Here is an 8,679-nt window from a genome sequence, read left to right as displayed (position 1 = left end):
GGTCCACCCGGCGCTTCGGTCCGTCAACCGCGAATTTTTCCGCTCAACCAAAGACCCGCAAACCTATTCACCATTCACTATTCACCGGACCGTCAACCGCGAGTTTTTCCGCTGAACCAAGGACTCGCAAACCTATTCACTATTCACTATTCACTAACTGCGCAGCTAGGAGAACACCATGCAGGGCGTCACTGTCGTCGACCACCCGCTTGTCCAGCACAAGCTGACCATCATGCGCAAGAAGGAAACCTCGACGGCCGGCTTCCGGCGGCTGTTGCGCGAGATCTCGCTGCTGCTTGGCTACGAGGTTACCCGCAATCTCGAGCTGACGACGACGACGATCGAAACGCCGATCGAGACGATGGAAGCGCCGACGCTGGAAGGCAAGAAGCTGGTCTTCGCCTCGGTGCTGCGCGCCGGCAACGGCTTGCTCGAAGGGCTGCTCGACCTGGTGCCGGCGGCGCGCGTCGCCCATATCGGTCTCTACCGCGACCATGAAACGCTGGAAGCGGTCGAGTATTTCTTCAAGGCGCCGAGCGATCTCGCCGACCGGCTGGTGATCGTCGTCGACCCGATGCTGGCGACCGCCAATTCGGCGATCGCGGCGATCGATAAGCTGAAAGGGCGCGGTGCCACCAACATCCGCTTCCTCTGTCTGCTGGCGGCGCCAGAGGGCCTCGAGCGCTTCACCAAGGCGCATCCCGATGTCCCGGTCTTCACCGCTTCCATCGACCGCCAGCTTAACGAGAAGGGCTACATCATGCCCGGTCTCGGCGACGCCGGCGATCGTCTGTACGGGACCAAATGACCGTGCCACTCGTTTACCGATCGTTTACGCAAACGGCCGCTTTCCGCATCCGTTAAAGCCGCAAACACCATGTCGCGATAAGCATGGGCCTTCACGAAGGCCGGTCCATGCTGCGCAATCTTCTCATCCTTGGCGTGTTCGCCGTAACATCGGCGTCGTTCCCGATGCTCTATCAGTCGAATCCGCAGATGTTCGAAGGCCTGCTGAAATCGGCGGTCGGGGCCAGGCCGGAGGTCGAAACGCAAACGGACCTGAACCTGGCTGCGGTTCCCGACAGACCGGCGACGCCGCAGCCGCTCGGCCGCAAGGTCGTGGTCACCGCCGACGCGCGCGGGCATTTCACGTCGGCGTTCAAGCTCAACGGTCGAACGGTTGACGGCATGATCGACACCGGCGCAACGCTGGTCGCCATCAACAGTTCGACGGCACGCAGGATCGGCATTTCGCTGAACGCATTGGACTTCAAACACCAGGTCAACACCGCCAACGGCGCGATCAACGCTGCCCTGGTGACCGTCGATCGGCTGCAGATCGGCAAGATCACGGTCGACGGCGTTCAGGCGGTGGTGCTCGACGACAAGGCGCTGCGCACCAATTTGATCGGCCTGAGTTTTCTCCAGCGGCTTGAAAAATACCAGGTCGAGAACGGCGCGCTGCTGCTCGTCCAGTGAACCATGATCCCGAAAAGTGGAAACCGGTTTTCGGAAAGATCATGGTCCAATAAAAAAGATCATCCGCGCGGCAGGATCCGCCGGATGACGGTTTTTTCCGCAGGCGGCTTCGAGGCGCCGATCGCATAGGCCGAAAGCACGGCGGTGGCGGCCGCTTCGGCATCCCCGGCATTGCGGGCATGGACCAGCGCCAGCGCCTCACCGGCGCGCACCTCCGCACCGACCGGCAACAGCCGGGTGATGCCGACCGCATGGTCGATCCTGTCGTCCGGCCGTATGCGCCCGCCGCCAAGCCCGACGACGGCAAGCCCGATGTCGCGGGTCGAGATGCCGGTGACGAAGCCGTTTTCGGTCGCCTTGACCGCAAACTCCGTCGCCGCCTTCGGCAGGTATTTTTCTGGATTCTCGACGAAGTCGGCCGGACCGCCGAGCGCCGCCACCATGCGCGCGAAGACGGCGGCGGCACCGCCGCCGGCTAGCGTCTCGGCGGCGCGCCGCATGCCGTCCTGGTTGGACGAGACCAGCCCAGCCGACTGCAGCATGTCTGCGGCCAGTGCCAGCGTCACATCCTCCAGTCGCCGGTCGCGGACGCGGCCGGTGAGAAAATCGACGGCATTTTGCACCTCGACCGCGTTGCCGGCTGCCGACGCCAACGGCTCGTTCATGCCGGTGACCAGTGCTGAGGTCTTCAGGCCGGCGCCATTGGCGACTTCGACCAGGCTGTTTGCCAGTGTCGTCGCGTCGCGCGACTTTTCCATGAAGGCTCCGTTGCCGACCTTCACGTCGAGCACCAGCGACTGCAAGCCCGCGGCCAGCTTCTTCGAGAGGATCGAGGCGGTGATCAGCGGCACCGATTCGACGGTTCCCGTCACGTCGCGGATCGCATAGAGCCGGCGGTCGGCGGGCGCGAGATCGGCGGTCTGGCCGATGATGGCGCAGCCGGCTTCGAGCACTGCCTTGCGAAAGCCCGCCACATCCGGCTGGCTGATATAGCCGGGGATGGCATCCATCTTGTCCAGCGTGCCGCCGGTATGGCCGAGGCCGCGGCCGGAAATCATCGGCACATAGGCGCCGCAGGCGGCGACGATCGGCGCCACCAACAGCGAGACATTGTCGCCGACGCCGCCCGTCGAATGCTTGTCGGTGACCGGGCCCGGCAGGTCCGACCAGTCGAGCACGTCGCCGGAATCGCGCATGGCCAGCGTCAGCGCCACCGCCTCGTCGCGGCTCATGCCGTTGAAGAACACCGCCATGGCGAACGCCCCCACCTGCCCGTCCGAGACAGTGCCGGCGGTCACGCCTTCGATGAAGCTGGCGATCTCCTGCGTCGACAGTTTGTGGCCGTCGCGCTTGCTGCGAATGATTTCCTGGGGAAGCATCAGGCCGGGACCTTACGCTCCGACAACCCGTCCTGGAACACACGCTGGAGGATCGTCGCCAGCCGCGCGCCGCCGACCGGCGCCATGTCCTTGGTCTCCTGGTGCGAAAGCTCCGCCCCGGTCATTCCTGCGGCAAGGTTGGTGATGACCGAGCAGGCCGCGACGCGCAGGCCGAGGAAACGGGCGAGAACGACCTCCGGCACGGTCGACATGCCGACGGCGTTAGCACCCATGACGCGCGCCATGCGGATCTCGGCGGGCGTCTCGAAGCACGGCCCGGAAAACCACATATAAACGCCCTTGTGCAGCGCGGTAGCCGTCGCCTTCGCCGCCGTCTCGATCGCTGAGCGAAGGCCGGCATCATAGGCTTCGGTCAAGCCGACGAAGCGGCGATCGCTCGGCTCGCCGATCAGCGGATTGGAGCCCGAGAAATTGATGTGGTCGGTGATCAGCATCACCGAGCCCGGCCCCATGTCCGGATCGATCGAGCCGGCGGCATTGGTGAGGATCAGTTGCGAGATGCCGAGGCCGGCGAGCACCTCCAGCGCCGGCCGCATCGCAGCCGCGTTGCCATGCTCGTAATAATGCGCGCGGCCGGACAGCATCAGCACTGGCGTGCCGGCAAAACGTCCCGCCACCACCTCGCCGGCATGGCCTGTGACGCCGCTTCTGGGAAAACCCGGCAATTCGGCATAGGGAATGCGGACAGGATCCTCGACCTGGTCGACAAGCCCGCCAAGCCCCGAACCCAGCACCAGCGCGGTGGCGGGCGCCAGCCCGTCCAGCCTTTCGACGAGACGATCAAGCGCTTCCTTCATTTCAACCAGCTCTTCATTTCAACCAGCTCTTCATTTCAACATGTCGCCCTGGAAGCCGTAGGGCAGCATCTCGCCCATGGTCACGGTCTCGACCACGCCGCCATTGTCGCAGAGATAGAGTTTGGTTTCCGGCCGGCAGAATTCGGCCAGCCGCTGCCGGCAGCCGCCGCAGGGCGAGCATTTCGCCATGCGCTCGGCGATCACCGCGATCTCCGTGATCCTGCCGCCGCCGCCCATGATGTAGTGGCCGAGCGCGGTGGTTTCGGCGCACCAGCCTTCCGGATAGGAAGCGACCTCGATGTTGGCGCCGGCAAAGACGCGGCCGTCCTCGGTGCGCAGTGCCGCCCCGACCGGAAACTTCGAATAGGGCGCATAGGCCTTCGCCATGGCGGCCTTAGCCGCTTCGAACAGATCATGCGACATTGTTTTTCCCTCGCATGATCTTGTCCGAAAACCGGCTTCCACTTTTCGGGATCATGCTCATATTTTCCTTTTCGCATGGCCCGATCCGAAAACCGGCATGCACTTGTCGGGACCATGCTCAGCGTTCCTTGACATAGGGCACGCCGCCGGCGCGCGGCGGGATCGCCTTGCCGATGAAGCCGGCGAGCAGGATGACGGTGAGGATATAGGGCAGCGCCTGCATGAGCTGTACCGGCACCTTGCCGATCAGCGGCAGCGGCGTGCCCTGCAGGCGGATCGACAGCGCGTCGAGGAAGCCGAACAACAGGCAGGCGAACATGGCGTTGACCGGCTTCCACTTGGCGAAGATCAGCGCGGCCAGCGCGATATAACCCTTGCCGGCGGTCATGTCCTTCACGAAGCCGCCATTCTGCACCATCGACAGGTAGGCGCCGGCAATGCCAGTGAGCACGCCTGTGCAGATCAGCGCCCGGTAGCGCAGCCAGGCGACCGAGATGCCGGCGGTGTCGACCGCGGCCGGGTTCTCACCGACCGCGCGCATGCGCAAGCCGAAGCGGGTACGGAACAGCACCCACCAGGTGAACGGCACGGCGAGAAACGCGACATAGACCAGCACGGAATGGCCGGAGATGAGTTCCGAATATATCGGGCCGAGGATCGGCACGCTCCTGAGCGCGTCCGCACCGGGCCAGATGATCGCCCCGAACCGCTCATCCGAGGCCAGAGCCGGCGTACGTCCACCTTGCTGGAACCAGGCCTGGCCGAGCATGATCGTCGATCCGGCGGCGATGAAATTGATCGCCACGCCGGAGACGATCTGGTTGCCGCGATGGGTGATCGAGGCAAAGCCGTGGACCAGCGCGAAAGCGACCGAGATGAGAATGGCCATGCCGAGGCCGATATAGGCGGAATGGAAGACGGAGGCTGCGGCGGCGCCGGCGAAGGCGCCGACCAGCATCTTGCCCTCGAGCCCGATGTCGAAAATGCCGGCCCGCTCCGAATAAAGGCCGGCGAGGCAGGCGAGCAGCAAGGGCACCGACAGGCGGATGGTCGAGTCCAGAACCTGGATGACGGCGTTGAACAAATCCATCTCAGGCCCCCTTCCCTTTGATCGCTTCCATGCCGACAGATCTCGGGCTGAGCGAGGCGAACAGCGCCTGGACATAGGGCCGGAACATGTGCTCGAGCGCGCCGGCGAACAGGATGACCAGGCCCTGGATGATGACGATCATGTCGCGGCTGATCGCCGGCATCTCGAAGGCGAGCTCGGCGCCGCCCTGGTAGAGCATGCCGAATAATATTGCGGCGAGAACGATGCCGACCGGGTGGAGGCGCCCCATCAGCGCCACGGCGATGCCGACGAACCCGGCGCCCGAAACGAATTCGAGCGCGACATTGTGCTGGTCACCCATCGTCGGGTTGAGCGCCATCATGCCGGCGAGCGCGCCCGAAATCATCATGGCGACGATGATGATGCGGGTCTCCGAAATGCCGGCATAGCGCGCCGCTTTCGAGCTGTGGCCGTAGGTGCGCATCTCGTAGCCGAGCCTGGTGCGCCAGATCAGCATCCAGACCAGAAAGGCCATGGCCAGCGCCAGCAGGAAGCTGATGTTGAACGGCGCCGAGCGGATCTTGGCGCCGAACAACTCGATGACCCAGTTGAGCTTCGGCAGTTGCGCGCCTTCGAGGAAGGTGCGTGTCTGCGGCGCCATCGAATTGACCGGCTTCAAGAATCCGACCAGTGCGTAGACCATGACGCTGGCGGCGATGAAGTTGAACATGATGGTGGTGATGACAATGTGCGAGCCACGCTTGGCCTGCAGATAGGCCGGGATCAGCGCCCACAGCGCCCCCATCGCCGCAGCGGCGATGATCGCCAGCGGGAAGGTGAGCCACCATGGCAGCACGCTGTCGAAGGCCAGGCAGACGATGCCGATGCCGAGACCGGCGATATAGCCCTGGCCCTCGCCACCGATGTTGAACAGGCCGCAATGCGCCGCAACCGCCACCGAAAGCCCGCTGAAGATGAAGGTGGTGGCGTAGAAAAGCGTGAACGCAATGCCTTGCCCCCGGCCGAAGGCGCCCTCGACCAGAACGGCGGCCGCGCGGAACGGATTTTCGCCAACCAGTAGCACGACGAACCCGGCGACGACGAAGGCAACGGCGAGATTGATCACCGGGATCAGCCCGTAATCCGCCCAGGCCGGCAGCTTGGCATAAGGCGTACTCATTCGGCCGCCTCCCGGTGCTCGACACCGGCCATCAGCAGTCCAAGCTCGCCTTCGGTCGCCTCCGGGCCGCGCTCGCCGACGATGCGGCCGGCAAACATCACCAGGATGCGGTCGGAGAGCGAGCGGATCTCGTCGAGCTCGACCGATACCACCAGCACCGCCTTGCCCTGGTCGCGCATGGCAATGAGCCGCTTGTGGATGAATTCGATGGCGCCGACATCGACGCCGCGCGTCGGCTGGCCGACGATCAGCACGCCCGGATCCTGTTCCATTTCCCGCGCCAGCACGATCTTCTGCTGGTTGCCGCCGGAGAAATTCGCGGTCTTGAGGCGGCAGTCCGCCGGACGGATGTCGTATTTGGTGATCTTGTCCCTGGCGTCGTCGCGGATGGCATCGATGTCGAGGAACGGCCCCTTTAGGTAGCGGGGATCGTCGTGATAGCCAAGGATCGAATTCTCGTTCTCCTCGAACGCCAGCACCAGCCCGACGTGATGACGGTCTTCCGGCACATGGGCGAGGCCGCGGTCGCGCAGCTCGCCGGGATCGGCGGCCCCGGTCAGATCGATCGGCTTGCCGTCGAGCATGACGGAGCCCGAGACGGCGCGCCTGATGCCTGAAATCGCCTCGAGCATTTCGGACTGCCCGTTGCCGGCGACGCCGGCGATGCCGACGATCTCGCCGGCGCGCACATCGAAGGAGACGTCGTCGACCATGGTGACGCCGCGCGAATCCTTCACCGTCAGGTTCTTGACGGCGAGCTTGACGCCGCCGGCTTCCGCCTCGCCCTTCTCGACCCTGAGCAGCACGCGCCGCCCGACCATCAGCTCGGCCAATTCCTCGACGGTGGTCTTCCTGGTTTCGCGTGTCGCCACCATCGTGCCCTGGCGCATGACCGAGACAGTGTCGGTGATCGCCATGATCTCGCGCAGCTTATGGGTGATCAGCACGATCGTTTTGCCCTGCTCCTTCAGCTGCTTGAGGATGCGGAACAGATGGTTGGCCTCAGCCGGGGTGAGCACGCCTGTCGGCTCGTCGAGGATCAGGATCTCGGCGTCGCGATACAGCGCCTTGAGGATTTCGACACGCTGCTGCAGGCCGACCGGCAATTCCTCGATGATCGCATCGGGATCGACCTCCAGCCCGTATTCGCGCTCGAGCCGTTCCAGCTCCGACCGCGCCTTGGCGATGCTCTTCTTCAGCAGCGCATCGCTTTCGGCGCCGAGAATGACGTTTTCCAGCACCGTGAAATTGTCGACCAGCATGAAATGCTGATGCACCATGCCAATGCCGAGCGCGATGGCGTCGTTTGGCGACTTGATCGACGCCGGCTGGCCGCCGACGCGGATCTCGCCGCTGTCGGCCTGGTAGAAACCATAGAGGATCGACATCAGCGTCGACTTGCCGGCGCCATTCTCGCCGACAATGCCGTGGATGGTGCCGCGCACGATCTCCAGATTGATGTCGCGATTGGCGCGCACGGCGCCAAAACTCTTGTTGATGCCAATCAGCTCGATTGCGGCTTGCGCCATGCAGCCTGTCCCACTGTTATTTTTTTATCGCTTGGTCAAAACGCCTAGCATGACGCCCCGTCTGTGCCAATTGGCTGGAGCAGCGTTCACTCTCGACAAATCCCCGCGTGCTTGTCAATTTCGAACGCGGCCGTAGCCTTCACATTCGCTATCGCATCGGCCCGAAAATCGGATTCGATTTTCGGAAAGCACGATGCGAAGATTGCAAGTCTTAGAGCGTACTTTGTGCGTCCAATTGGATGCACGTCGCTTTATTGTGCCGAATCTGAAATTCGCACCTCTTGGGAGTTGCGCAGCAAGAACCCGAGGCTTTTCAAATGATGCCCGCCGACCGACTGACGACGCTGGAAATCCGCGCCGCCGAGCAGGAGAAGACCATAGAAGAAATGTCCGGTCAGATCGCCGAGCAGTGGAAGGTGATCGAGCGCATGCAGCGCAAGCTCGATGCGCTGACCGACCGGTTCCTGGCGCTGGAGGAACAGACAGCACCCGACGTGCCGGTGACCAAGCCGCCGCATTGGTGAGCTTGCGGATAAGAAAAAACCGCCGGGTTTCACCCAGCGGCGTCGATCAGATCGGCAATCTCGCGATCAATGGCAGGGCTATCGCAGGTGGAAAGCCGAGGCTTTCGCTCTACGATGTACCCCCCACCCCTAAACCCTCCCCACAAGGGGAGGGAGACTTCCGTTGGCGCTGACCTCGGCAAAATGGCTGCCTTTTCGGTGCCAAAGGGAAGTAAAGGCGCGCGGCAGCGTTCCCTCCCCCTGTGGGGAGGGTTAGGGTGGGGGTCCACCTTCGCAAGAATCCAAATGCGATTGCC

General features: G+C 63.6%; 9 protein-coding genes. 3 read left to right on the top strand and 6 right to left on the bottom strand.

Going from position 1 to position 8,679, the window contains the following annotated elements; all coding sequences use genetic code 11:
- Positions 1-178 precede the first annotated feature (178 nt).
- Complete coding sequence (upp, locus tag AC0L14_RS31920; RefSeq protein WP_123151264.1) at positions 179-808, top strand: uracil phosphoribosyltransferase; 630 nt, start codon at positions 179-181, stop codon at positions 806-808.
- Between the two features lie 107 nt (positions 809-915).
- Positions 916-1,479, top strand: a complete 564-nt coding sequence (locus AC0L14_RS31915; protein WP_473527285.1) for a TIGR02281 family clan AA aspartic protease — start codon at positions 916-918, stop codon at positions 1,477-1,479.
- 59 nt (positions 1,480-1,538) lie between these two features.
- Here the strand turns inward: AC0L14_RS31915 and deoA are convergent, their stop codons facing one another.
- The 6 genes from deoA to AC0L14_RS31885 form a co-directional block, all read right to left on the bottom strand.
- Positions 1,539-2,858, bottom strand: a complete 1,320-nt coding sequence (gene deoA, locus AC0L14_RS31910; RefSeq protein WP_473527286.1) for a thymidine phosphorylase — start codon at positions 2,856-2,858, stop codon at positions 1,539-1,541.
- Positions 2,858-3,676 carry a purine-nucleoside phosphorylase gene (locus AC0L14_RS31905; RefSeq protein ID WP_473527287.1) on the bottom strand — a complete coding sequence of 273 codons (819 nt, stop codon included), beginning with the start codon at positions 3,674-3,676 and terminating at the stop codon, positions 2,858-2,860. The genes deoA and AC0L14_RS31905 overlap by 1 nt, the downstream gene beginning before the upstream one ends.
- Positions 3,677-3,706: 30 nt before the next feature.
- Entirely contained in the window at positions 3,707-4,099 is a 393-nt protein-coding gene (gene cdd, locus AC0L14_RS31900; protein ID WP_352965424.1) for a cytidine deaminase, read from the bottom strand.
- A 118-nt stretch (positions 4,100-4,217) separates the two neighbouring features.
- Entirely contained in the window at positions 4,218-5,189 is a 972-nt protein-coding gene (locus AC0L14_RS31895) for an ABC transporter permease (protein ID WP_352954527.1), read from the bottom strand.
- Position 5,190: 1 nt separating this feature from the next.
- Positions 5,191-6,330 (bottom strand): ABC transporter permease, encoded by a 1,140-nt coding sequence (locus AC0L14_RS31890; protein ID WP_473751881.1) that lies wholly within the window; start codon positions 6,328-6,330, stop codon positions 5,191-5,193.
- Positions 6,327-7,859, bottom strand: a complete 1,533-nt coding sequence (locus AC0L14_RS31885; RefSeq protein WP_473751880.1) for an ABC transporter ATP-binding protein — start codon at positions 7,857-7,859, stop codon at positions 6,327-6,329. The genes AC0L14_RS31890 and AC0L14_RS31885 overlap by 4 nt, the downstream gene beginning before the upstream one ends.
- A 317-nt stretch (positions 7,860-8,176) precedes the next feature.
- On the opposite strand from AC0L14_RS31885, the gene AC0L14_RS31880 reads away from it, so the two are divergent.
- On the top strand, positions 8,177-8,383 hold the full coding sequence (locus AC0L14_RS31880) for a SlyX family protein (RefSeq protein ID WP_473751879.1): 207 nt from the start codon (positions 8,177-8,179) through the stop codon (positions 8,381-8,383).
- Positions 8,384-8,679 lie beyond the last annotated feature (296 nt).

Source organism: Mesorhizobium sp. WSM4841 (assembly GCF_055811515.1).
This window is presented reverse-complemented; position numbering and strand designations above follow the sequence as displayed.